Source organism: Pseudoalteromonas sp. 1CM17D, from assembly GCF_023161805.1.
GTDB lineage: Bacteria > Pseudomonadota > Gammaproteobacteria > Enterobacterales > Alteromonadaceae > Pseudoalteromonas > Pseudoalteromonas atlantica.
Genome location: NZ_JALNTP010000009.1, coordinates 1 through 23,444 on the forward strand (window position 1 = coordinate 1; position 23,444 = coordinate 23,444).

A 23,444-nucleotide genomic window follows, 5' to 3' on the forward strand; every position below is an offset into this window, starting at 1 on the left:
TAGAAAATGTTTAGGATTTAAAACACCAAATGAAGTCTATAATGAATTAGGTGGTGCACTTCCAATTAGAATCTAGGATTGCGTTAAGTACAAAATTTAAGATGGGTGTCTTGTTTATTTGTTTTAGCAGCTGAAAACAGGCATGTAAAAGTATGGAGTCTTTATCCCGCCAATCATCATTTAATGATTCAATTTTTAACAGATTACTTGGTTGCATGATGGTAACTTCTGGCTGCTAACGCCGCGTTAAGTAGTGAGCGACGCCTACGACTAACCTAAACCATTACACCGTAAACACAAAACTCAATTTGAACCAAGAATGCCATGCGTTGCGAATCTGCCTTAAACGCTTTGTTATGCGTTCATTCCATGTGCAGGGCTGATTCTGGACATGATAACCATATCTATATACCGTCCACTTTTGAATGTACTCAAACGCTTAATGCCCTCAGTTTCAAAGCCTACCTTTTCATACAGAGCTTTGGCTGAAAGATTATCAGCATGAACCTCTAATTCAACACGAATTAAATTAAGCCAATTATCAGCTTGATTGATTGCTTCATGCATCAAGGCTTTTCCGACACCTTGTCCGTGACTTTCAGGATGAACAGCGATGGCAATAGAAGCAGTATGCTTATCCCGAACTTTATCCGTTAGGAATAGCGTCACGTGTCCAACCACTTTACCATTAACTTCTGCAACTAACGTGTATTGATTTGATGCTGAAAAGAGATTTGAAACTTGCGAAGAGCTCAAAAAAGGAAGTTGTGATGTATTTGCCATTACTTCCGTAAAGCTATAAATATTATGAAGATCTTTATGATCAAATTCTTCTAAGTGTCTAATTTTCAAGTTACATCCTTACTGTAAGATCTGCCGAACGCATAACTTTTAAATAAGGGGCGCAGGCTTGTGGGGCATAATGGCGAAGCCGCCCCGCATGAATGCGTCCCAGCGAACGAAGTGAGTGACTTAATTTTTTTGTTATGTGCCATTAACCGATTTAGCCACAACAAACCCACTGAAACCTATGGCCGACTCAATATACCAGCCACTGTAATTATTACTTTGAAGATAATTTACTGTAGTTTCAATATCATCTTTCCAAATATCGACGCCAAAATGTCGATTCCAATTTTGGACATTCTCTTTTTCATTTTCGAAGAGAGAGCTAATCGGGACATTTTCAATGTCTGTGATAATCGAATATGCAGTGTGGACGAAATGATAAATAGCTACTTCGGTGAAGGTGATTTCCGAAAAATCAGTTTCTTTGCCGGGGTAACCGAAGCCCAAATATAACTTTACAGTTTTGCCGTGGTCGCTTACTTCGTACTTTTGAAGATGATAATCGTGAAATCTCAACATTGCCTCTTTAGTTTCCCTGGCACATAACAATTTTGTCTACGACATTTGTCGTTTTATAAACCGACAAATGTCCATATATTACAACGCATTTATCTTAACCATCAAATAAACACCTGTAAACAATTAGTTAACTGAAAATTATTTTTAATCAGTGCGAAAATACACCGAAATGGTGGAGATCAGTAATATTGGACAAAACAACAAGCACTGTCTATATATACAGTTAAATTTTGCTAGAGATTCATATCATGAAATCACCTTTTTTAACTATGATAGCCGAACAAATGTATCTAAAGCATTATGCTAAAAGTACCATCAAAGCGTATTTATACTGGATAGCTTCGTTTATTCGTTTTAACTCTATGAGGCACCCAACAACGATGGGAGATAATGAGGTCGAACTTTTTTTAAATCATTTAGTCAACCAACAAAATGTTGCTCCTAATACTCAAACACAAGCCTTAAATGCGTTGAGCTTTTTATTTAAAGTATGGAAAATAAACTAAACAGCTACTCTAATTGAACAAGCAAAACGACCATAAAATGAGCCACCATTAGCCCTGCCTCTATATTACACACATAAAAAAGCCCCGCTTGGTTTTAAACAAACGAGGCTCCACACTAATTTTTTAATCAAGAATAAAAGCGCCGATACAGCGGGCGCTTTGCATCATTGAATTTTATTGATTAACTACACTTTTAAGTGGGTTAACTGGTTGTGCGTTGTCATCTAATAAGTTCATGTCAAAGTCGAACTCATCAACGCGAATCGCTTTTTCACGCTTTTTGTTGTAATCAATTAGTTGCGCATGTTCATCCGCAGTAATTACATTTGCCGCTAATGCGTTATCTAGCGTAATGGCAAAACGTGTACCTGGTTTAATTGTTTTAGCGCGCAGCGCTTTTTTAACTTTAGCCAGCTCAACAAGTGATGCCATTTTAGCTTTATAAGCTTGCTCGTTTATGTGATGACCGTCACCTTCTACAGGCTTAACTAAATGCGTAATTTGCGCTTTAAATGCGGTATCAAGCTGTGCTTGTTTTGCTAATTCACGAATTAAGTCGTCGCTAATTTTTGGCATTTTAGTTGAGTAGTTCATTGTTACAAAACGAATAAACTTACGAGTACCACTTGCAGGGAAGTTATCTAAAAACTTATGCAGTGCTTCTTCAGCGCTTTGCAGTGCAAAACGTGTCGCGTAGTGGAAGTACGGCGCTGCTTGCTCGCGCTCGCTGCTTGCTACTTTTTGCTCGTAATACTTAATTGATGCCATTGCCGCGTATAAAAAGCTCATTACATCGCCTAAACGTGCTGATAGCATTTCAGCCTGCTTTAATTTACCGCCAAGTACGAGTAACGAGAAGTCAGCATACACTGCTAATTTTGCAGATAGTTTATGCACGGCTTTTTCGTATTCACGTACTTCTGGTAATGCAGAGTTTGCACTTGCAGTAAATGGTAAAACACCTAAACGGAACGCACGTAAGCTATTTGCTGTGCTGTAACCAATTGTTTTACGCAAAATGCCGTTAAACTCTTTATCTGCACCTTTATCTTCACTATGGATTGATTCAACCATAGATTGTAAATAAGGGTGACAACGCATAACACCTTGACCAAAAATCATCAGGTTACGTGTAAGAATGTTCGCGCCTTCTACTGTAATTGCAATAGGCTGTGCTACGTAACCGCTTGCAAGGGTATTTTGTGGGCCATTTTGAATCGCTTTACCCGCTTGAATATCCATTGCAGAATCTAATACGTCGCGGCCAAGCTCGGTCATGTGGTATTTAGCTATTGCTGTAACAACCGATGGTTTTAAGCCCATGCCTAGGCCTTCAGTTGTCAGTACGCGCATTGCTTCTTGAAGGTATGTTTTACCTGCAATGTCTGCTAGTTTTTCTTGAATACCTTCAAATTGACCAATTGCTAAACCAAACTGCTCACGCACTGCTGCGTATTCAGATGCTGATTTAAATGCTACTTGCGAAGTACTTACACCTAGTGCAGGTAATGAAATACCACGCCCTGCGCCTAAACAGCTAACCAACATTTGCCAACCACGACCGATGTTTTTCTGGCCGCCAATAATAAAGTCCATTGGTACAAATACTTTGTTACCACGTGTAGTACCGTTATAAAAACGAATACCCATTGGGTCATGGCGGTTGCCAAGCTCTACACCTGGGTGATCTTTAGGAATAAGCGCACAGGTAATACCTAAGTTTTCTTTGCCGCCTAGTAAACCTTCTGGATCCACTACCTTAAATGCTAAACCAAGTACCGTAGCGATTGGTGCCAGTGTGATGTAACGCTTATCCCATGTGATCTCAAGGCCAAGTACTTCTTCGCCGTTGTACATGCCTTTGGTTACAGTACCAATATCTGGAATGCCACCTGCATCAGAGCCCGCCTCTGGGCTTGTTAATGCAAAACATGGAATGTCTCTGCCGTTTGCTAAACGTGGTAAGTAATGCGCTTGCTGCTCTTGTGTACCAAAGTGCAGTAATAATTCACCTGGGCCTAAAGAGTTAGGAACCATAACAGTTACCGCTACTGCAGAGCTTTTTGTCGCAATGGTTGCCACAATAGTCGAGTTTGCATAAGGGCTAAACTCTAAACCGCCAAACGATTTAGGAATGATAAGCGAGAAGAAACGCTCTTTTTTCAAAAATTCTAATATGTCATCTGGTAAGTGAATACCGTTTTGAATAACTGAATCGTCAATCATGCCTAGTAGCTCTTGTACTGGGCCATCTAAGAATGCTTGCTCGTCTGCACTTAGGGTAGCAGCCGGCACATCGCGTAGTGCGCTAAAATCTGGCTTACCTTGATAGATAGACCCTTCTAGCCACACATCACCCGCGTCTAGCGCTTCTTGTTCAGTGATTGAAATACTTGGTAATACTTTTTTTAATTTTGTACGTAAACTCATGATTGAACTCATCCGACCAGATAAATAATACCTACATTACGTCATAAAAATCAGTTTAGATCAATTACTCTATTCAATTAATTAACAGTTTTTTCAATTTATTTTCTTTACGGTGACGTAAACTGTTGAAACTAAAAGGCTTACACTTGTGCGCTGAAACACCTCTATTTGGCAACAATTAAGCCCCATACTCATAAAAAGCTATTTTTTAGGCATAAAAAAACGCAGCCACTTGGGCTGCGTTTTTAAAATAAGGTGGGCAACGTTAACTACTTATTTGCACAACGTGTTTGCCTGTAAAGCCACCCGCTATTTGGTTATTTAAGGCAGCACTGACTGAGTCAGCAGTAAAGTCTACCGCAGTGATTGCTGGTGTTTTAATATCGCCCGATAGCGCGCCTTCAAGCAATAAATTGCCCATAAAACTTAAGCGCTGCTGTGCACATAAACTATTGGCAAGCCACGCACCACCAATAGACACCACACTAATATTAGGCGCTCGGTGGTACATTAAATCCTGATCAAAATGAGGCAGCGAGTTTAAACACGCGATACGCCCGCAAAAACGCATTAATTCAATATTTCTAAGCGTTGATTCACCGCCCATGGTATCAATTACAGCATCAAACCCTTGTGGGCCAAGCTCGCGGCGAATTTTGTCGCGTAACTTTTTGTCGTTATAATCGAATACCACATCGGCACCTAGCTGCTTTACCAGCTTGTGATTACGCTTTGAAGCGGTGGTAAATACATCGGCACCGCGTTGTTTAGCATATTGAATGGCAAACTGCCCTACCGCACCAGAGCCACCTTCGATTAGGATTTGGTCGCCCTCCGTAATGGCAATTTTATCTAAGCTAATAAGGGCGGCCATACCAGCACACGGTAACGTAGCAGCCTTTGCAGGGCACAGCCCATCGGGCACAACCGATACAGCAAAGTTAGGCACCGTGGTGTATTCACTCAGTACCCCTTGCTCGCCAATATTGGCATGCCACATTACTCGTTCGCCAACCCCAGGAAACACACCTTTGTTAGCTTTAACTACCACACCAACGGCGTCTAGGCCTAAAATATGAGGGTATTGCCACTTACAAAAGCCCGTTTTAGCAAAATAGGCATCAGCAGGATTAAGGCCTACATACTCAAGCTTTACCAACAATTCGTTGTCGGCGCACTCGGGTATATCAACCTCAACATCTTGCAAGCGTATTTGCTCATCTGGTTGTGATAAAACAATAGCGCGCATTGTTTGTAAGGTGCTGCCTTGATGTGATAATTCAGTATTGCTCATTCAATTAACTCTACCTATTTTGTACTGCTCAGTGCATAGCTCCATTGGCCGTTAAATGCCTGATAAGCATTCACTTTAGCAAGCAATGTAGCAATAGTTGTGTCAACAGCGTTTTCTTGTGCCATTAAAACATCCTGGCGTGCATCTAACAACTCTAAGTACGGTATTTGGCCTTCTTCGTACATCGCCTGTGCTTGTAAAAATGCTTTATTTGCAAAGCCATAGCGCTGTTTAGCATAACGCTCTTGCTGTTGTTGATTGACCAACATTTGCAATGAAAGTTCACTTTGAGTCACCGCATTTAATACTATTTGCTGATAGTCGCTGTAGGCAGCTTCACTTAAAAACTGCTGTGCGTCGCGCTGGGCAAGGAGTGCGGGGTAACTTAATATTGACCATTGCAATTGGGGGGCTACTTGCCATTGCTGATCAGTATTTTTTAAGCCCGTGCTATCTATGCTTACTACGCCTGCAAAGGCTGATAAGCTAATATCAGGTAGTAAGGCTTTACTTGCCGCCACACTTAAGCTGTTGGCTTGGCTAAAATCATACAATGCACGGCTTATATCAGGGCGCAGGGCAATGGCGCTATTGGCATTTTTAAGCGCAACGCTAAAGCTTTGCTCAAGCAGGTTTTGCTCATTGTCTATCGCAATGTCTTGCGCAAGCTTACCTGTAAGCACAGCTAAAGTTGATAAGTCGCTGTATTTAGCATACTCAATAGCGGGCATTAGGGCTTCTTGCTGCCTAAGCTGTGCCATAGTACGGTTTAGGTCAAGCTCGTTGGCAACGCCTTCATCTACACGTGCTTGTAGTACCTCAATGCTTTGCTCTAATGCGTTAATTTGCATGGCTATAATGTGTTGTTTTTCAACATTACCTTGATAGCTTACAAACCCTTTAACAACAGACGATACCACTTCAATTTGCAGTGAACGTACTTGCTCTGCTTGGCTCATGGCCGATGCATTTGCAGCATCAACCAAAGCAGTAATACGGCCAAATAAATCTAACTGCCAATCAAGCGCTATGTTAGCACTCGATTGACGGTCAAACACACTCGGTGCATCGCTTCGTGCTGCGCCAATATTTACCCCGCCTTGGGGTAAATATTGCGCTTTTTGCTCACCAAGTCGGGCAAGGGTACTTTTGAGCGTTAATTGGCTGGTTTGCAAATTGTAGTTATTGGTAAGTGCGCTATTAACCAAAGCATTAAGCTGCTTTGACTCTAACTTGTGCCACCAATTTGTTTCATCTGCTGTGGCAACATTGCTGGCAATATTTGCTTGAGCTACAAAATCGTTAATAGCGTTTTGCTCGCTTTGTGTATCTATTTTGCTAGCGCAACCAGATAAAAAAGCAGCCACTAACACAGCACTTAACGTTAAGCGCGTTTTGATAGGTTTAGCGATTAAATTAGTCATGCGATAACCCCTTTGCTTTTTGCTGCTTTTTCACAACTAACATGTAAAACACAGGTGTAAATAATAAGCCAAACACCGTTACCCCTATCATGCCTGCAAATACCGCGTTACCCATTGCGTGGCGCATTTCCGCGCCTGCACCGGTTGCAAGCACCAAAGGTACAACCCCAGCTGTAAAGGCAATTGAGGTCATTAATATTGGGCGTAAACGCATACGACACGCCGCTAATATTGCCTCAAAGTGCGTTAACCCACCGCCATGTTGGTCGCGGGCAAATTCTACCATTAATATGGCGTTTTTAGAGGCGAGTGCCACCAGTACAATTAATGCAATTTGAGTAAATATATTATTGTCTGAGCCTACAAACCACACACCTAATAGTGCTGAGAAAATAGTCATCGGTACAATTAATATTATGGCCAGTGGCAAACGTAAACTTTCGTACTGCGCAGCAAGCACCATAAATACAAGCAACACAACTAATGGGAATACATAAACCATAGTGTTACCTGCAAGTACTTGTTGGTACGTTACTTCTGTCCACTCGTACTCAATACCTGTTGGCAGGTTGTCGGCTAATATTGTTTCAATAGCAGTTTGTGCCTGATCAGAGCTATAACCGGGGGCTGGGCTGCCGTTTAGTTCTGCACTTGGGTAACCGTTGTAATGCATTACACGGTCAGGTCCTATTGTTGGTGTAACTGTAAGTACCGAGCCAAGCGGCACCATATTTCCTGCACTGTTACGTACTTTTAGGTTAAGGATTTGCTCAGGATCAAGGCGAAAATCAGCATCAGCTTGCGCATTAACCTGATAAGTACGCCCAAACATATTAAAATCATTCACATACACAGAGCCTAGGTATATTTGCAATGCGTCAAATACTTCATCAAGAGGAATACCTTGAATAAGTGCTTGCTCGCGGTCTATATCAATATCCATTTGTGGTACTTGAATGCGAAAGCTTGAATATAGGCCCATTAACGCGGGGTCTTGCTGCGCCTTACCAATAATGGTTTGCAAACTATTAAATAGTGCATCAAAGCCTTTATTTGCTCTATCTTCAATTTGCAGCTTAAAGCCACCTGTTGTGCCTAAGCCTTGAATTGGCGGTGGCGGAAATACAGCTACAAACGCTTCATCAATAGCTGCAAAACGCTGATTTAACTGCGCGGCAATTGCCATCGCTGATTGACTAGGGTCGGTACGTTTATCAAAGCTCTCAAGTGGCGTAAATACAATGCCGCTATTTGGGCTGTTAGTAAAACCGTTTACCGATAAGCCTGGAAACGCCACGGTGTGTGCAACACCTGGTACTTCTAATGCTATTTTTTGCATTTGCGAGAGCACATCTTCGGTACGGTCTAAACTGGCTGCATCTGGCAGTTGCGCAATCGCAACTAAATATTGCTTATCCTGCTGTGGAATAAAGCCACCGGGTACGGTATCAAACAATTTAATTGTACCGCCCACCAGCGCAACATAGGCCACCATAACAATAAAGCTCATACGTATAAGCTTTTGTACCAGCTTTTCGTAGCCTTTAGCACCACGGTCAAACACGCGGTTAAACGGTTTAAATAACCACGCACCAAACAGTTTATTAAGTAAACGCGTGAATGCATCTGGTTTTGCATCGTGCGATTTTAATAATAATGCCGATAGCGCAGGCGATAGGGTTAAGGAGTTAAACGCCGAAATAACAGTCGAAATAGTAATTGTTAGTGCAAATTGCTTATAAAACTGACCCGATAAACCGGTAATAAATGCAGTAGGAATAAATACCGCACACAGCACTAACGCTATCGCAATAATTGGCCCGGTTACTTCGCTCATAGCAACACGTGTTGCCTCTAAAGGCGAAAGCCCTTGTTCTATATTTCGCTCTACGTTTTCAACAACAACTATCGCATCATCAACTACAATACCAATTGCCAGCACCAAGCCAAACAGCGAAAGTGTATTAATAGACACGCCTAGCCATTGCATTACAGCAAACGTACCAATTAACGAAATTGGCACCGCAATCAATGGAATAATAGACGCGCGCCACGTTTGTAAAAATACAATAACCACAATTACAACTAATACAATGGCTTCAAGTAGCGTTGCTATAACCGCATCTATTGAACCACGTACAAACACAGTGGGGTCGTAAACAATGTCGTACTCAACCCCTGCCGGAAAATCTTGTGATAAACGAGCCATGGTCTCGCGTACTTGATCAGAGAGCTCAATTGCATTTGAACCCGGGCGCTGAAACACTGGCATCGCAAGTGCTGGTTGGTTATCAAGCTCTGCACGAAGTGCATAGGTATCTTGGCCTAAATCAACACGGGCTACATCAGACAAACGCGTTAATTGCCCCTGTTCGCCCACTTTAATAATGACCTTTTCAAACTCTTCAACACTGTTTAAACGCCCTTTTACGTTTAACAAAATTTGAAATTGGCTGTCGTTAGAAATTGGCTGTGCACCTAAGCTACCCGCTGCAACTTGCTGATTTTGCGATCGCAAAGCAGCCACAACATCGGTGGCTGTAAGCTCACGCGCTGCTAATGCATCTGGGTTTAACCACACACGCATAGAGTACTTACCACCGCCAAATAAACGAATATCGCCTACACCCGGTAAACGGGCAATTTCATCTTTAATATGAATGTCGGCATAGTTAGATAAATACGCTGTGTCGTGGCTGTTTTCAGGCGAGTATAAATGCACCACCATGGTTAAATCGGGTGATGATTTTTCGGCTACTACACCTAAGCGCTGCACCTCTTCGGGCAAACGTGGTAATGCACTGTTTACACGGTTTTGTACTTGTACTTGTGCACGGTCTAGGTCGGTGCCTAATGCAAACGTTACCGTAAGTGTCATGCGGCCATCACTGGTACCTTGAGAAAACATATACAGCATGTTTTCGGTGCCGTTAATTTCTTGCTCAAGCGGCGTTGCCACAGTTTGCGCAATAACGGTTGGGTTAGCACCTGGGTAATTTGCTGTTACCACAACAGTAGGTGGCACAACTTCTGGGTATTCACTTACAGGAAGTTGAAACAGTGAAATACCACCAGCAATTAAAATAACCAACGACAGCATGGCTGCAAAAATTGGTCGCTGAATAAAAAAGTGTGAAAATTTCATCAATAAACCTTATTGCTTAGCCATTAGCTGCGCGTTGTCGTTTGACAGTGTAAAAGCCACGCCGCTTGCATCAATTGTCACTGTATTTGGCGAAATTGGCATACCTGGGCCTACACGTGCAGGGCCATTTACCGCAATAACATCGCCTTCGTTTAGGCCAGCAGTAACAGCGCGTAACGCACCATAGCGCTCTCCTACTTCTATTAATTTGTATTCAAGCACGTTGTTTTCGCCAACGGTTAACACAAAGCGATTTTTTAAATCGGTGCCAATAGCACGCTCAGGAATAATTACTTTTTCGCTCACTTCGTTTGCTGCCAATTTAACGCGAGCAAAAGAACCTGCACGTAATTGATTGTTATCTTGTTCAAATACCGCACGTACACGTAAAGTACCCGTTGCTGAATTAATTTGGTTATCAATAAAATTAATATAGCCTTGGTAGGCAAACACTTTTTGCCCTACTTTTTGCATAACAACAGTTTGGCGGCTTTGCGCGGTTACATCGTTAAAAGCGCTATTCCATGTACGCTCATCAACATCAAAGTAGGCATACATTGCTTTATTAGAAACAATTGACGTTAATACACTTTGGCCCGCTAATACGTTATTACCTTTGGTAATATTTGCGCGTGAGATAACACCATCAATCGGCGAAACCACTGATGTAAATTCTAAATCGAGCTTTGCAGAGGTAAGCTGTGCTTGCAGCGCTGCAAGTTGTGCTTCGCGCTGGCGAAGCGTTGAGGTACGCGCCTGTGCTTGTTCTGTTGAAATAGCTTTACGCTCTAATAAGCGCACTGCTCGTTTGTCTTCACTTTTGGCTTGTTCAAGTGCAGCTTCTGCGCTGTGTATTTGCGCTTCTAGGCTTGCTACAACCGCTGCAAAAGGGCGCTCGTCAAGTTGAAACAACACATCGCCTTGCTTAACAACATCACCTTCTTTAAATTCAATGCTATCAATCACCCCAGATACGCGCGGCATCAGCGCAACTTCTTGCGGCGATTCTAAACGCGTGGTGTAGGTGTGCCAGCTTTGTACTGGTTTAATTAAAACTTGTGCTACATCGATAGGTTGTAATTGTTGTTGCTGCGCATTTGGTGCGCTCTCATCGGCACAGCCCGCTAAGGATAGAGTTGCCGCAGCTAATGCAGCAGCAATTAAATGTTTATTCATGAAGACGCTCCTTTATTTATTTACCTGGCATGTTACGGACTATACTTGCGGACAAAAACCATAGATTTATAAATTCATTAATGCCAAAATGGCATCAATAGCATTTATTAGGTGATCATAATGGATACAACAAGCCGGCTTTTAATGCTGCTTGAAGTGGTAGAACAAGGCTCTTTTGCCAAAGCTGCAGAAATAAGAAACATAGACCGCTCTGTTATATCTAAACAAATCAGTCGATTAGAGGACGAGCTAGGTGTTAGGTTATTAAACCGCACCACCCGTTCGTTTTCGTTAACGGCCGCCGGTGCCGAAATGATTAAAAAAGCGTCAGAGCTAAGAGAGCTACTTGGTGAAACCGTACGTATGGCCGAAAACTACCACCTAGAGCCACGCGGTGTGCTAAAGGTTACCTCGTCAACATTAATTGGTCGGCGTTATTTACAACCTGTGCTAAACGACTTCCAAAAACGTTTTCCACAAGTAGAAGTAGAGCTACGTTTAGACGATAGGCTAGTTGATATTGTATCTGAAGGGTTTGATTTAGCATTTAGAATTGGTGAGCCTAAAGACTCCTCGTTAATTGCCCGTAAAATTGCCCGTAATAGGCTGCTTATTGTAGCCGCCCCTGAATTTATAAAAACCTATGGTATGCCACAAACCATAGAAGAGCTGGTGGAGTTACCCGCAGCGAGTTATGCAAGTAACGCTATGCGCGTAGAAACCATAGATTACTACGATAGTAAAGGTGAGCCGTGCGAGCTAAAAATAAAAAGCGTGTACAGAGCAAACGACGCTGAAGTACTGCTAATGAAAGCTATTTCAGGGACTACCTACTTTGTTGCGCCAGCATTTATTATCGATAAAGAAATTACACAAGGTCAATTGGTGCCCATTTTAACGGATGTTAAGTTAAAAGAGTTTAGCCATATGTATGCGGTGTACCCACACAGAGACTTACCGGTAAGAACACGTTTATTTTTTGATGCAGTGAGAGAATACCTAGGTAAAGACAAACCAATTTGGGAAAACAACATCCCAAATTTTGAGCAAATGTACTAGCCTCGTACTTAGGCTATTTGAGGCTTTTCAATCAGGTTGGCATTTGCTTGAAAGTACACTTTATTGCGGCCATATTCTTTTGCTTTATAGAGTTGTTTATCTGCTTTAATTACAAACTTTTCAAGGGTGTCGCCTTGGCCATACTTAACAACGCCAATACTGGCAGTTACATTTATTTTTAGCCCATCAATCTCAAATGCCGTATTGTTGAGTTTTTCTCTTATGGTTTCGGCCAATGCCAATGCATCACTTTGTGATCCGAAAGAATGTAGTAAAGCAAACTCTTCCCCGCCCACTCTAAATACATACCCTTTTGCCAATACAACCCGTAATAAGGTGGCGACTTCAATCAGCACTTTATCCCCTACTGCGTGGCCATGGGTGTCGTTAACCTGTTTAAAAAAGTCTAGGTCGAGTAAAAACAAATAAAGTTGCGACTTATCTTTAAGCTCTACTGCAAAGTAATGGTTCATTGATAAACGGTTTGCAGCCCCGGTAAGCGGGTCTAACAAGGCCAGATTTTTCAGCCGCTTAGACGATAGAGCGCGGCTGCCTTCAAAAACATGAGAAATAGCCCAAATACTGATATAAACAAATGTAAGATTTAAACTGAAATTAAGCGTAGTTAGAGGAAGTTGCGATGATTTTGTTAATAATATGGCCCCCTGGAGTACAAACAACAAAGCCGATAATACAATGCCATAGCGCTTACCTAACAGTAGGTAATACAACACAGGTAACGCAAACGACCACACATACAAACCATTTATTGGCTTTGCTAAATAATTACCTAATACAATAACAAAGGTGACAAATATGCACATAACAACAGATTGCCATACTTCGAGTGCGTGTGTGTTTAAGCGGTGGTAGGTGTAGGCACAAAATACAGTGAGCGCTATTTCTAAATAGCCTAATAACGCAAAGTTATTTAAAAAAATATTAAACGCAGCAAAAAACAATGAGACAAAACCAAAACACAAGCACATCCATTTCAGAACGTTTCTTCTTAATGATTTAGTACTACTAAGTGCTGCTATATCCATTCAAAAAACTTAAAATAATAAAAAATTTAGTGTAACGCTAAAATTAAATATAACAAGTAGATATAAGAAAACATTAACTTTACTCACTACAGAGGCACTAGCACCCAACCAAACAGCTTACTATAAGGATTAACCACCTAACATAGATAAGTTTGTAGTGACCCCGGTGTTACCTTGGTGCAATAAGTGCGTTGGTTTTTTTGTTTTTATATAACGCGCTAACTGATCAATTAATGCCTGATTAGTGTTATCACTCATGTATTCTCTAAGTGATATACCCTGCTCAGAAAACAAACATAAATGCAGTTTCCCCAGTGATGAAATTCTTAACCTGTTGCAGGTAGCACAAAAGTCATTACTGTAAGGCATTATTAACCCTATTTTGCCTAAATAATCAGGATGGAAAAACTCTTGCGCAGGCCCCGCCGTTACATCGCGTATAATGGGCTGCCAACCAGCGCGAAGCAACTGCTCTTTTATGGATTGCCCCGATATATGGTTAGCATCAAAAAATGCTTTATTGTCGTTTGTTTGCATTAACTCAATAAAGCGCATCGTTACGGGTCTGTGCTTTAAATAGGCTAAAAAAGGTTCAAGGGCACGACCATTGTACTGTTTCATTAGTACGCTATTTATTTTTACTGAATCTAAGCCGCTCTCTAGGGCCGTGTCTATGCCTTGCATAACCGTGGCAAACTTATCGTTGCCGGTAATGGTATTAAACATACGTGGGTCTAGGCTGTCGATGCTAACATTTATTGCATTGAGCCCTGCGTGTGCCCAATCTTTAACATGTTTATGCATTGAGTAACCATTTGTAGTGGCGGCTATTTTGGTAATACCTTGGGTGTCTTTTGCCGCACGAATTACATCTATAAAATCTTTTCTGAGGGTTGGCTCACCGCCAGTAATGCGTAACTTTGATATGCCATGATGAGCAAAGGCGTTTACTGTATTGCTAATTTCGTTAAGTGAAAGGAAGTCTCGGTCGTGATCGCATTGATAACCATCCGGTAAGCAATACACACACTTAAAATTACATACATCAGTAATGGATAAACGTAGATAACTAAATTTTCGCCCTGCTGGGTCGACTAGCATAAAAAAGCCTTTAACATTTTAATAATTCATCGCTAAGTTCAAAGCACGTAAAGCCTGTGCCTTACGCGCTTTGTTAGCACTTAACTAGGCCGTAAGACCTGCTTTAAGCTCATTGGGTTTCATGGGTAAATTACGTAACCGTACACTGACTGCATTAAATACCGCATTTCCAATAGCTGGTGCAACCCCAATTACTCCAGGCTCACCTAAGCCCATTGGAAACTCATCACTTTGTACAAACTCTATGTCCATATCGGGCACATCTTGCATTCTAAGTGGCAAGTAAGTGTTAAAGTTAGTGGCTGCTACTTGTCCGTTTTGGTAATTATTTGATTCATGTAACGCAAGGCTTGTACCCCACAATAACGAACCTTCAAGCTGGGCTAGTGCACCATCTGGGTGAACAATTAAACCTGCATCTACCACGGCGTAAAGCTTTTTAAGCGTAATTTTGCCATCGCTTTTATTTACGTGCACATGGGCTGCTGTGGCAATCCACGCTGGCATATTACGCTCTTGGCCTGAACTTACTGAAAAACCAATGCCTTCATTTTCACCCAGCTTAACATTTGCGACCTTCGCTGACACTTTTTTAAGTACCGCATTTAAGCGCAGCGCTCCGCCTACGCTTTCAGGGGCTTTACCTGCTTGTTTACCTTTGCCATCGAGCATTGATAAACGAAACTCAACCGGATCAATCCCTTGTTTGTGCGCTATTTCGTCGATAAAAGACTCTAAGCTCCATGCTATCCAGCCAGGACCTACCGAGCGAAGCCATCCTGGGGTAAATGTGCTTTGCGCTAATTCGTTATTAATTGCGCGGGCACGGTGGTTATCCATGCTGTACCAGTGATCGGCTCCAGAGGCTGAAAATGCATCAAACTTACCTTTGCCATCAACCCCTGGTGATAAAAAGCCAGGTGCCATTGCTTTTGTTGGCCAGCCTGCTGCAAAAGCATGTTCCATTGCACTAAGCTCGCCATTTTCATTAAACGAAGCAGTTAATTTAGCTGTAGAGGCAGAGCGTGATTGATCAAATAAGCTATCGTCGGCGCGCGTAAATACCAGTTTTACGGGTTTGCCAATCGCTTTCGCTGTTAATGCTGCAGGCACAGTCCAATCACCAAATAAACGACGCCCAAATCCACCGCCTAAATAATAAGGGCGAATAATAACGTTATTTTGTTCAACCTCTAACGCCTTGGCCAATGCAGGTAGTGTTAAAGACTGCCACTGATTACCGGTATGGATAATCCACTTGTCTTGTTTAAACTCTGCCACTGCGTTAAGCGGCTCTAATTGATAATGGCTTGCTGTTGCTGTGGTGTACAGTGACTCAAGAGACTGCGTTGCCTCAGCCTGCATTTTAGCGGTATCACCTTCATTAACAAATAAGGTGCCAGCGCTGCTATCGTTACATAATTTTTCGCCTAGGGATTGAATATCGGCCTCTGTAACATTAGCTGTTTGCCCTTTTTTATAGGTTACTTTTAGCGCATCTACCGCTTTAATAGCACTGGGGTAATTGTCAGCTAAAACCACCACCCAGCCTTGTACGGTATTACTCGGGTCGTTTAAAATCTCAAACCCTTTATAGCCTTTTATTGTTTTTGCAGCGCTATCGTCCACCTGTGTCACTTCGCTACCATAGCGTGTTGGTGGGATCACAGGGCGCGCATACACCATGCCTTCAAGCTCTACATCTATACCGTATACGGCAGTACCATTTGTTTTTGCCGGAATATCAAGCGCTTTAAAGTCTTGTTTTAAACCCGTTAAGTGGCGTTTATTGGCAGGCTTTAACGGCAGTTTTGCAACTTCTTCACTGCTAAAGGTACGGTTAAACTCACCATTTTTAACAATATCGGCATAACTGAGCGATTTATCGCCTGCAATTATGCGCCCTTTACTTGCGTGGCACTGCTCAGGCTTAACCCCCAGCATACTAGCTCCAGCGTCTATAAGGGCTATACGCCCCGCAGCGCCAGCTTGTGAAAGCGGCTTAAAGCTTTGAAATACAGACCACGAGCCACCTGTAACCATGTAGCCCCACTTTTCGTGAGTATCTACATACGTGATTGATACTTTATCCCAGTCGCACTCAAGCTCATCTGCCACAATACGCGCTAAGGCGGTGCCTACGTGCTGGCCCATTTCAGCTTTGGCAATACTAACGACTACTTCACCTTGCTGGTTCATAGTCCACCAAATTGTGGGTGAAAACGATTGTTGTGCAATCGACTCTTTGGCGCTAAGTTCACCTGAAAATAAAGCCGGAGCAAATGCCATAACCAGGCCAGCAGTTGCTGTACTAATCATAAAAGAGCGACGGTTTAAATCTACGGTTTCGGTATTTTTTTGAAATAGTTTTTTCATTGTCGGCTCCAGTTACACGTCTAGCTCTTTGGGGTTAAACATTTGTACTGCACTTTGCGATTCATCAGCTGCACGTTGTATAGCCGATTTAATACGCTTGTACGCCATACAGCGGCAGTAGTTGCCATTCATATGATTTACTATTTCTTGATCTGTTGGATTTGGGTTGTCTGCTAATAACGTAGCAGCTTGCATAATTTGCCCAGATTGACAGTAACCACACTGAGGTACTTGCTCATCGACCCACGCTTTTTGCAGCGGATGCTCATTATTGAGCCCTTCTATGGTGGTAATGTTTTTTCCTGCCACTGCGCCCACGGGTAATACACACGAGCGCGTTGCTTGCCCATCTAGATGCACTGTACATGCGCCGCACATAGCAATACCACAACCAAACTTAGTTCCTTTTAACCCTATTTCATCGCGAATAACCCACAGCAAAGGTGTATCTGCACTTGCTTGCGATTTAACCTCTTTGCCATTAACTGTAAACGTCACCATAGCTTGCCCCTTGATTAAGCCTAAATAAAATTAAAGTAACGCATGACCCATACACGTTACTTTTTATACCACCGTACGTTGAAACTATTACGCTTTGCATTGCAGCGCACATTTAAAATGCGCGCTGGCATAACTGTTAAAAATCTAATCTCGTTTTGAACGTTTAACCTAAAGTTTAGGCTATATTTTTTAGTTTATTCGCTTACAGTTAGGTTGTTGTTATTATTAATAAACTGCTTTAATTGCTGTTGAGTGTCGATATCTGTGCTTGCCTGCTTAAGTAAAATGGTATTAACGTCAACCTGTGTATCGCGCAGTAAATGTTGAGCGCCTTTATCGCAATTTAGCGCTGCGAGTGTTTTAAAATCACAGGCAGGAAATACAGCAGGTACGCCAAGGCGTTCGCCATAATTAGCACACCAGCGCGACGGGTTGCTGTTAAAATGAGTAATTAAAGTATTTATGTGTGTAGCACTAAGCTCAACCTGATCCGCCAGCATAAATAAAATCCCCTCTAATGAGTGCGCCTTACTTATAGTGTGTGTTGCCAGCGCAATGGATTTTCCTAAGCCTATTTGCCAGTATGGGTTATGCAGTATTTCAACATTTTTATAGCCACGTAACGCATCTTCAATTTGCGCATGCCAAGCACCGCTAATAACGTATATGGGTAATGTGTCATTACCTTGTAAGGTATCTACGGCGCGGCAAATCATTGGTTTATTACCTACATCGGCTATAAGCTTACAGCCGTTAAAGCGCGACGATTGCCCAGCGGCTAAAATAACCTTTGCTACGCGCACCTTAGTTGCCCCAATTACTTAACGATGTAGCATCTTTATTAGCAAATACCGCATGAATTTCGCTAATGAGCGACAAAGCTATGCTCTCTGGCGAGTCGCCTCCCAAATTAAGCCCAACAGGACCAAATACAGGCGCTACTACCTTATTTACCGTTGTATTTGCATGTTCAAACACTTGCGCTCGGCGATGTGTAGGCCCCAGTAATCCCATGTACTTTAGTTGGCTTTGCTCAAGTGCGGCTAACGCCTGTGAGTCAAGCTCTACACTGTGGGCCATTAAAACAGCGGCATCCACTTTGTGCTGTTCGCAAAATTGTTTAAGCTGCGTAGCTGGGCAACGCAAAATATTATCGGCCTGCTTAAAGTAGTCTCTTTTAGCATTTGCAGCTCGGCTATCCCATACACTTACCATCCACCCGAGTTGTTTAGCAAACGCGTATACCGGTATCGCATCAGCGCCACCGCCAACAATTAATAAATGTGCGCTGGGGTAAATAGCCACTTCTAAACGTTGGACTTTATCTTGCTCTATAAGCGTTGCTTTGCGGTTTAAAGATAAGTTGTGCTGCTGCGCCACGGTTTTAAAAACGCCAGACCCCTTTGCCACCAAAGGTTTAATTTGCTGTGTATAGTGCCCCGATTGCTTATTTTTAAGCGCATTAAACATGCTATCTAGTTGTAAGTATTCGTTTTTACTATTAACGCTTTGCAAAATAATATGCACCACACCACCACAGCCAATTCCTAGCTGAAATGTTAAGTCGTCTTCATCGGTTGCATCGTAGGTAATAGTTTTAGAATGTAATGAGGTCATAACCTGTTTAGCGTAGCGCTGAATATCAGCCTCTAAACAGCCACCCGAAAGCATGCCTAAGCGCTGGCCAAGGCTCGAAATAAGCATCATCGCGCCCAATTTTCGATAGCTAGACCCTTCAATTTGGTACAAGGTTGCGAGCACCCATTGTTGTTCATCACGAAGCGGATACCACGTATTGAGCATTCCTTTTAAATCAGTAACCATAAACTGCAGCCATTACAAACCTTAATATGCGCGCGTTTTAATTATCACCATGGTGTCGCTTTGCTTCATTTGTTAGATATAACGAGGATAATCAAGCAACAAATAAGTGAGAAGCGTACGTGATATATTTTAAAATCGATCAGATAGGACGTTATTAAATATGAAATATTATCTTAGCATTTATCGAGGGCGAGGTGACCTGTGTGGATTGAAATTTTTCACTCTAGGTGCAATTAAATCGCCTTCAAAGGCTTTGCCCTGACTAAAAACCAAACGCCCTGCTGTAAATTCATCCACCGCAGTACGCCACGCCCTAACTTCCTTAATAAGCGTATAATTTATAAAAAGTTACACATGCTTAATTAGCAAACAATACGTTAGCTTTTTGCCTAATGTGAGCCTTGGCTTAAATAAGCATTAATCTTCAATTAAATCGGTGAGCGTATTAATCAGCTCATCAAACTCATCATTTACACTCTCGCGTTGCTGCTCACTCAATGTGGTATTTAGCTCAATAAGTAGGTTTACATAGAGCGCTAAGTTTGCATCATTACTGGCTAATAGTTCTTCGCTCATATACGCTTCTCGCTGTGTAATTACATAGCTTAATTGTTTTACAAATTCAGCCTCACTGAGCGCTTTATTTAAAAGTACTTGCTGCGCTGCATTTAAACGCGTTTGCTTGTACTGATGCCAAAGCAATGAAGAGTCATAATGAGCATTGTTAGCTTGGGTAATAAGCTGCGTTTGCACAGGGGTTAACTTTCCTAGCCATTGCTTGTAGTAATCAAGCTGTCTTTCTAGGCGTTCGCTTTTGCGCTCCTGCGCTGTTAATTCAGTAAACTCTTCGTATTCTTCGTATTCTTCGTTAATTTGCGTTTGGATATTAGCAATAAGCTCTTCGCGCTGCGCATAAGAAAGCGTAAGCCCTAACTGCGCGAGCGGTATATGCGCGTGTTCAAGAATGTTTTGAAAATGAGCTCTGGCCAATACCACTTGCGACTTTAATTGCTGATAGTCTAACTGCTGATTAAATAACCCTTTTAGATTTAGTATATCTTGCTTGTAGGCGGGTAATTGCGTGGTGCGGTGCCACTGCTGGGTTGTGTTAATAATACTTTTGAGTTGCTTGTTTTGCTGCTTATTTAGGTCAATGTAGTCATCTACCCAAAACGATGAAAGCCACGTTAAGTTATTATAAGTAAACGAAGCCGAACAACTACACAAAAAGAGCAGACTGAGCGCGATGGCTACGCGCGAAACTTTTATATTTTTTATTTTAAACATGAAATCCTCAACTAACGCTTTCTCTCAAACTCTCACATAAATACGTAAAGATGTTAATTTATTTTAATTGATAATAATTATTATTTACTGTTGACACGCCGTCAAATCTAAATAATAATTAATCGCATAAACAAAGTGTAACGACCTCAGTGCCCAAGGAAGAAATACAGCATGGATGCTGACATTTTGTTTTAAGCGCATGACTGCTTAATGGCTATTATTTACTCGACCCAAGTAATAGCATAAAAGTTCATCTCTACTTGCTACATTGCTCATATTAGTGACGGTTAATATGACATTAAAAGCGCAGGCCTTGGCTTGCGCTTTTTTACTGCTTTAAATTTTCTGTAATATCTGTATCTTACGCTTATAAACAACGCATTATTAGCAATATAATTGCTTATTTAAGCTATAATTACCACAACAGCTTGGCTAAGTGTTAAACGAGCATATAATCACCAAAGCGTTAGTATTTCACTTAACCCCAAGCACTTGCACCATTTTATACGTGGCTATTAAATAGTAAGTACAAAGTGTTGCAATAAAACAGGTTTTTATACATACACATTGCAACTATTACCTATTGGAGACATGGCTATGTCACAGTTTAATTTAAAAGCATTAATACTCACTGGCGTTTTGCTTTCAAGCCCATTTGCACATGCAACTCTTGAAGACGGTATAAGAGCTGCCAACGAAGGCGAGTTTGCGACGGCACTAAAAGAATTTGAATATTTAGCTGATAAAGGCTTTGCCCCTGGTATTTACGAACTAGGTAAACTTTACGAGGGCGGCTATGGTGTTACACGCGACTACTTTAAAGCGGCAGAGCTTTATAAAGAAGGCGTTAAAAAAAATCACGCTGACTCAATGTTTGCGCTAGCGGTTTTATACGATGAAGGCAAAGGCGTAAAGCTTGATAAGCAAATGGCGGTTACGTTATTTGAAAAAGCAGCGAAAAAAAACCTCCCCGCCGCACAATTTAATTTAGGTGTTATGTATGCAAATGGCGAGGGCGTAACGCGCGATTATAAACAAGCCAGAACGTGGTACGAAAAAGCCGCTGCTAATAACTACTCACTGGCGCAATTTAATCTGGCGCTCATGTATTTTGAAGGCCTAGGCATGCCAAAAGACTTAGAGAAGTCGTATGTGTGGAACACCATTGCAGAATACAACGGCAACATGCAAGCAAGCCATAGCCGTAAGCTAGATGAGCGTAAAATGCTACCCAAAGAAATAGAAGAAGCAAAAGAAAAAGCCGACAAAATCTACGAAAAAATACTCGCAGGCACGTACGCCGGTGAAGGTCGCTTATTTTAATTTGCGCCTAGCTAAACCTGAGCGTTACACAAGGGCAAATGCATCTCGCATTAGCCCTTTTTTATACCCATTTACTTAATATATAAAAATTTAAGCAACTTAATAATAAGGTTGCTCTGTTTGAGTAAAAGCGCGGTACGCGGGTTAAACGTGCTAGACACCAAGGTGTTTTTTGCATGACTAAAGGTTAAAAACCCTTCTTTACCATGATAATGCCCCATTCCTGAATGCCCAACCCCACCAAATGGCACATCGTCTGCTGTCACCTGCACTAAGGCATCGTTTACAGCAACTGTACCACTTAATGTTTGTTCCATGATGTAATCTTGAGCGTGCTTATCTTGGCCTAAAATATATAGCGCTAAAGGGTGATTATGCGCTTTTATGTAGCTAATTGCCTCATCGAGCTTTTCGTAGGTTTTAATAGGCAAAATGGGGCCAAATAACTCATCTTGCATTAACGTCATATCATCGCTAGGCGCGGTAACAATATGCAAACCCATTCTATGCTTTTGTTTGTCTTGCTGGTTTTGATCTAGCGGCTTAATTACTTGCGCACCTAACTGCTGTGCTTGTGTTAAATACCCTTCTAAACGAGTGTAATGCGCATCGCTAATAATTGACGTTAAGTTTTTGCCTTCAACCCCGTCTTTAAAGTGCTTTTTATAAAGCTCGCACAATTGCTGCACCAGCTGATGCTCAAGGGCCTTAGGCACAAATACATAATCTGGGGCTACACAAATTTGCCCCGCATTAGCCATTTTACCAAACAATAATGTTTGCGCTGCTTTTTTAATATTAGCTTGCTCAGTAATGATCACCGGCGACTTACCACCAAGCTCCAAGGTAACAGGAGTTAAATTTTCGCTGGCCGCTTTCATAACCAGCTTGCCCACTGACGTTGAGCCAGTAAACAGCAGATGTGCAAATGGCAGTGCAGAAAACTCACTCGCTACATCGCTTGCCCCTAACACCACTTTACAGTGCGCTTGTAGCTCGTCTGCAAATATTTTTTCGATGACTGCATTAGTATGCGGGGTAAATTCGCTGAGCTTAAGCATAACTCTATTACCTGCAGCAATGGCGGTAATAACAGGCACTAATGCCAATTGTATGGGGTAATTCCATGGTGCAATCACACCAACTACACCAAGTGGCTGGTAAGTCACACTCACTTTTGATGGCCACAAACTTAAGCTAGTTGAGCGCTTACTGGGTTTTGCCCATTTTGGCAATTTTTTAATAATGTGCGCTAAGCCCTGAACCGTTGGCAGAATATCGCCAAGTAACGTATCGAACGCGGTTCTGTAGCCAAAGTCTTTTGATGCTGCATCGATAAGCGCTTGTTCATTACTAACAATGCGTTTGTGCAACGTTTTTAATAATACGATACGCTTATCTATCGGGAGGTACGACTGGGCTAAAAAGCTATTTTGCAGCTCATTAAACGTATCGCTGAGTGACGGTGTGTGTGTGCTATCAGTATCCAAAGGTGCTACTCGTGTATCATTTTGCTACGACTATAACGCCGTTCTGATTTTCGAGCAATAACACTAACTATCTAAAAATTACCGCTTTTGTAGG

Annotated in this window: 18 protein-coding genes; 3 read left to right on the forward strand and 15 right to left on the reverse strand. The window is 41.9% G+C overall.

Going from position 1 to position 23,444, the window contains the following annotated elements; all coding sequences use genetic code 11:
* Nucleotides 1–354: 354 nt before the first annotated feature.
* Nucleotides 355–852: a GNAT family N-acetyltransferase gene (locus MSC25_RS15160; protein WP_248443879.1), complete on the reverse strand. Its 498-nt coding sequence runs from the start codon at nucleotides 850–852 to the stop codon at nucleotides 355–357.
* Between the two features lie 132 nt (nucleotides 853–984).
* Nucleotides 985–1,368, reverse strand: a complete 384-nt coding sequence (locus MSC25_RS15165) for a hypothetical protein (RefSeq protein WP_054981868.1) — start codon at nucleotides 1,366–1,368, stop codon at nucleotides 985–987.
* Nucleotides 1,369–1,616: 248 nt separating this feature from the next.
* On the opposite strand from MSC25_RS15165, the gene MSC25_RS15170 reads away from it, so the two are divergent.
* Entirely contained in the window at nucleotides 1,617–1,874 is a 258-nt protein-coding gene (locus tag MSC25_RS15170) for a phage integrase N-terminal SAM-like domain-containing protein (RefSeq protein ID WP_004588699.1), read from the forward strand.
* Between the two features lie 174 nt (nucleotides 1,875–2,048).
* Here the strand turns inward: MSC25_RS15170 and MSC25_RS15175 are convergent, their stop codons facing one another.
* The 5 genes from MSC25_RS15175 to MSC25_RS15195 all read right to left on the reverse strand — a co-directional run bounded on the left by MSC25_RS15175 (nucleotide 2,049) and on the right by MSC25_RS15195 (nucleotide 11,343).
* Nucleotides 2,049–4,304 carry an acyl-CoA dehydrogenase gene (locus MSC25_RS15175; RefSeq protein WP_004588700.1) on the reverse strand — a complete coding sequence of 752 codons (2,256 nt, stop codon included), beginning with the start codon at nucleotides 4,302–4,304 and terminating at the stop codon, nucleotides 2,049–2,051.
* Nucleotides 4,305–4,569: 265 nt separating this feature from the next.
* A complete protein-coding gene (locus MSC25_RS15180; RefSeq protein WP_248443880.1) occupies nucleotides 4,570–5,598 on the reverse strand; it encodes a zinc-binding dehydrogenase in 1,029 nt (342 codons plus the stop codon).
* Nucleotides 5,599–5,612: 14 nt separating this feature from the next.
* Nucleotides 5,613–7,022, reverse strand: a complete 1,410-nt coding sequence (locus MSC25_RS15185) for a TolC family protein (RefSeq protein WP_248443881.1) — start codon at nucleotides 7,020–7,022, stop codon at nucleotides 5,613–5,615.
* Nucleotides 7,015–10,167 carry a multidrug efflux RND transporter permease subunit gene (locus tag MSC25_RS15190; protein WP_248443882.1) on the reverse strand — a complete coding sequence of 1,051 codons (3,153 nt, stop codon included), beginning with the start codon at nucleotides 10,165–10,167 and terminating at the stop codon, nucleotides 7,015–7,017. The genes MSC25_RS15185 and MSC25_RS15190 overlap by 8 nt, the downstream gene beginning before the upstream one ends.
* A 9-nt stretch (nucleotides 10,168–10,176) precedes the next feature.
* Nucleotides 10,177–11,343 (reverse strand): efflux RND transporter periplasmic adaptor subunit, encoded by a 1,167-nt coding sequence (locus MSC25_RS15195; protein ID WP_248443883.1) that lies wholly within the window; start codon nucleotides 11,341–11,343, stop codon nucleotides 10,177–10,179.
* 120 nt (nucleotides 11,344–11,463) lie between these two features.
* On the opposite strand from MSC25_RS15195, the gene MSC25_RS15200 reads away from it, so the two are divergent.
* Complete coding sequence (locus tag MSC25_RS15200; RefSeq protein ID WP_096042919.1) at nucleotides 11,464–12,402, forward strand: LysR family transcriptional regulator; 939 nt, start codon at nucleotides 11,464–11,466, stop codon at nucleotides 12,400–12,402.
* Nucleotides 12,403–12,410: 8 nt separating this feature from the next.
* On the opposite strand, the gene MSC25_RS15205 is transcribed toward MSC25_RS15200, so the two are convergent.
* From MSC25_RS15205 to MSC25_RS15235, 7 genes are all read right to left on the reverse strand, one after another.
* A complete protein-coding gene (locus MSC25_RS15205) occupies nucleotides 12,411–13,448 on the reverse strand; it encodes a GGDEF domain-containing protein (RefSeq protein WP_248443884.1) in 1,038 nt (345 codons plus the stop codon).
* Between the two features lie 129 nt (nucleotides 13,449–13,577).
* Complete coding sequence (moaA, locus tag MSC25_RS15210; protein ID WP_055253993.1) at nucleotides 13,578–14,549, reverse strand: GTP 3',8-cyclase MoaA; 972 nt, start codon at nucleotides 14,547–14,549, stop codon at nucleotides 13,578–13,580.
* An 84-nt stretch (nucleotides 14,550–14,633) separates the two neighbouring features.
* Nucleotides 14,634–16,925, reverse strand: coding sequence for a molybdopterin cofactor-binding domain-containing protein (locus MSC25_RS15215; protein WP_248443885.1), 2,292 nt, complete (start codon nucleotides 16,923–16,925; stop codon nucleotides 14,634–14,636).
* Between the two features lie 12 nt (nucleotides 16,926–16,937).
* A complete protein-coding gene (locus tag MSC25_RS15220; protein WP_248443886.1) occupies nucleotides 16,938–17,426 on the reverse strand; it encodes a (2Fe-2S)-binding protein in 489 nt (162 codons plus the stop codon).
* 194 nt (nucleotides 17,427–17,620) lie between these two features.
* Nucleotides 17,621–18,229 carry a nucleotidyltransferase family protein gene (locus MSC25_RS15225; protein ID WP_248443887.1) on the reverse strand — a complete coding sequence of 203 codons (609 nt, stop codon included), beginning with the start codon at nucleotides 18,227–18,229 and terminating at the stop codon, nucleotides 17,621–17,623.
* A gap of 1 nt (nucleotide 18,230) precedes the next feature.
* Entirely contained in the window at nucleotides 18,231–19,250 is a 1,020-nt protein-coding gene (locus MSC25_RS15230; protein ID WP_004588711.1) for an XdhC/CoxI family protein, read from the reverse strand.
* 417 nt (nucleotides 19,251–19,667) lie between these two features.
* On the reverse strand, nucleotides 19,668–20,537 hold the full coding sequence (locus tag MSC25_RS15235; RefSeq protein ID WP_248443888.1) for a DUF6279 family lipoprotein: 870 nt from the start codon (nucleotides 20,535–20,537) through the stop codon (nucleotides 19,668–19,670).
* A 597-nt stretch (nucleotides 20,538–21,134) separates the two neighbouring features.
* Between MSC25_RS15235 and MSC25_RS15240 the strand changes: the two genes are divergently transcribed.
* On the forward strand, nucleotides 21,135–21,860 hold the full coding sequence (locus MSC25_RS15240) for a tetratricopeptide repeat protein (RefSeq protein WP_024032214.1): 726 nt from the start codon (nucleotides 21,135–21,137) through the stop codon (nucleotides 21,858–21,860).
* Between the two features lie 71 nt (nucleotides 21,861–21,931).
* Here the strand turns inward: MSC25_RS15240 and MSC25_RS15245 are convergent, their stop codons facing one another.
* A complete protein-coding gene (locus MSC25_RS15245) occupies nucleotides 21,932–23,350 on the reverse strand; it encodes a coniferyl aldehyde dehydrogenase (RefSeq protein ID WP_064386625.1) in 1,419 nt (472 codons plus the stop codon).
* Nucleotides 23,351–23,444 lie beyond the last annotated feature (94 nt).

Bases quoted from the DNA above. Each gene is read 5' to 3' on its own strand.
- MSC25_RS15200 (WP_096042919.1), top strand. From the start codon at position 11,464: ATGGATACAACAAGCCGGCTTTTAATGCTGCTTGAAGTGGTAGAACAA.
- MSC25_RS15235 (WP_248443888.1), bottom strand. From the start codon at position 20,537: ATGTTTAAAATAAAAAATATAAAAGTTTCGCGCGTAGCCATCGCGCTC.
- moaA (WP_055253993.1), bottom strand. From the start codon at position 14,549: ATGCTAGTCGACCCAGCAGGGCGAAAATTTAGTTATCTACGTTTATCC.
- MSC25_RS15190 (WP_248443882.1), bottom strand. From the start codon at position 10,167: ATGAAATTTTCACACTTTTTTATTCAGCGACCAATTTTTGCAGCCATG.
- MSC25_RS15175 (WP_004588700.1), bottom strand. From the start codon at position 4,304: ATGAGTTTACGTACAAAATTAAAAAAAGTATTACCAAGTATTTCAATC.
- MSC25_RS15240 (WP_024032214.1), top strand. From the start codon at position 21,135: ATGTCACAGTTTAATTTAAAAGCATTAATACTCACTGGCGTTTTGCTT.
- MSC25_RS15230 (WP_004588711.1), bottom strand. From the start codon at position 19,250: ATGGTTACTGATTTAAAAGGAATGCTCAATACGTGGTATCCGCTTCGT.
- MSC25_RS15170 (WP_004588699.1), top strand. From the start codon at position 1,617: ATGAAATCACCTTTTTTAACTATGATAGCCGAACAAATGTATCTAAAG.
- MSC25_RS15165 (WP_054981868.1), bottom strand. From the start codon at position 1,368: ATGTTGAGATTTCACGATTATCATCTTCAAAAGTACGAAGTAAGCGAC.
- MSC25_RS15215 (WP_248443885.1), bottom strand. From the start codon at position 16,925: ATGAAAAAACTATTTCAAAAAAATACCGAAACCGTAGATTTAAACCGT.
- MSC25_RS15205 (WP_248443884.1), bottom strand. From the start codon at position 13,448: ATGGATATAGCAGCACTTAGTAGTACTAAATCATTAAGAAGAAACGTT.
- MSC25_RS15185 (WP_248443881.1), bottom strand. From the start codon at position 7,022: ATGACTAATTTAATCGCTAAACCTATCAAAACGCGCTTAACGTTAAGT.
- MSC25_RS15220 (WP_248443886.1), bottom strand. From the start codon at position 17,426: ATGGTGACGTTTACAGTTAATGGCAAAGAGGTTAAATCGCAAGCAAGT.
- MSC25_RS15195 (WP_248443883.1), bottom strand. From the start codon at position 11,343: ATGAATAAACATTTAATTGCTGCTGCATTAGCTGCGGCAACTCTATCC.
- MSC25_RS15180 (WP_248443880.1), bottom strand. From the start codon at position 5,598: ATGAGCAATACTGAATTATCACATCAAGGCAGCACCTTACAAACAATG.